The organism is Isoptericola sp. NPDC057191, from assembly GCF_042670225.1.
Taxonomy (GTDB): domain Bacteria; phylum Actinomycetota; class Actinomycetes; order Actinomycetales; family Cellulomonadaceae; genus Isoptericola.
The window spans coordinates 1-1,616 of sequence record NZ_JBHUWC010000311.1 but is presented as its reverse complement, the minus strand read 5'-3'; the positions used below and the strand labels follow the sequence as shown (position 1 = coordinate 1,616).

Sequence of the window (1,616 nt, the reverse complement as noted above, 5' to 3'; positions counted from 1 at the left end):
GTCACCGGCCGCGTCGGTGAGCTGCACGGCCAGGTCGGTCTCGGGCGCGAAGCCCGTGCCCGAGACCGTCGTCTCGGCACCCGCCTGGACGGTCGCCGGGTCGACGGTGATCGACGGCGCCTCGACGGCGCGCACCGTGGCCGACGCGAGGTTGACGGTCGCCAGGTCGTCGCCCGTGCCGAACGACAGCAGACGCAGGGACAGCGCGCGCTCGGTGAACGACTCGGCTCCCGACGGGTCCTGCGCCGGCAGGTCTCCGGGCTGCTCCTGGACGTTGCCGGTGAGCGAGACGACGCCGGTCAGGACGTCGAGCACGGGGCCGACGACGTCCGCCGCCAGCGGGCCGGTGATGCCGTCGAGGGTCGTCTCGAGGGTGTCGACGAGGGTGAACACCGCGCCGACCGGGGCCAGGAGGGCGTTGACGATCGTGCTGGCGAGGGCGTCCGTCGAGGTGCCGAGCACCCCCAGCACCACGTCGAGCAGCGCCTGGGTGCCCAGGACGTCGACGCTCGCGGTCGCGGTCCCGTCGTCGATGGCCGAGAGCGGGGCGTCCAGGGTGATGCCGAGGACGTCGGCGTACGGCCCGGTGGGCAGCAGCCGTGCGCCGACGGTGACGTCGAGGGAGACCGCGGCGCTCTCCACAGCCGTGCGGACGCCGTCGGCGACGTCCTGGACGATCGAGGTGATCGTGCTGGTCACGGCGTCGGCGATCGCGGCGACGACGGCACCGTCGAGGATCTCGGTGTTGGCCGGGAGCTCGTTGAGGTCCGGCAGGTCGGGGTCGTCGGCGAGCAGCTGCTCGAGGTCGACGGAGACCTGACCGGTCTGCAGGTTGACCTGGACCGCCCCGTCACCGACGAAGCCCGACGGCAGCACCGTGCTCAGGTCGGGCACGGTCACGTCCACGGTGCTGGTCGCCTGGGTGAGAGGCGAGGCGTCGAGGAGCCCGAGCGTGCCCTCGACCGCCGTGGTGAGGGTGTCGGACAGGCCGTCGAGGGAGGTCTGGACGGGCGCGATGGCGTCCTGGAGCTGCGTGTACACGCCGCCGACCAGCGGGCTGGTCAGGTCGACGGTCGCGCCGGCGATCTGGTAGTCGCCCGTCGTCGATCCCGGCTCGGCCTGGGCCGTGGCCGACAGGGCCCCGAGCGAGAGGTCGAGCTGGGAGACGGTCGATCCCTGGAGGTCGTCCGGCACCAGCGGGGTGAGCGAGACGGTGGCGTCGGCCGGGAACTGCTCCGACCCGCCCACGGAGATGCCGCCCTGGTCCGTGACGGCGCCCGAGGCAGCGGTCGCGCCGTCGGCGTCGGCGGCGGCGTACTGGTTCACCGCGCCGAGCTGGACGACGCCGTTGGGGCCGAAGAGCTGGAGGGTGTCGGTGAGGTTCACCCCGAGGGCGTCGAGGACGTCCGCGGACAGCGGGTTCGTGTCCAGCCCGTCGCCGGAGGGGTAGGCCGCCTCGGCGCCCTCCACCTCCGCGATCGCGTCCAGGTCGACGCCCCCGAGCACGACGTCGCCCCCCAGGAACTTGCCGAGGGACTCGGAGACGTCGGTCGGGGCGGCCGCCGCGCTCGGGGCGCCCGCGAAGGCGAGCGCCCCGAGGACGGCGGCTGAGGCCG

Annotated in this window: 1 protein-coding gene; it reads right to left on the bottom strand. The window is 74.1% G+C overall.

Translation table 11 applies throughout. From position 1 onward, the window contains the following. On the bottom strand, positions 1 to 1,616 hold a 1,616-nt coding region (locus tag ACFT55_RS20145), incomplete at both ends, for a choice-of-anchor G family protein (protein WP_380245642.1).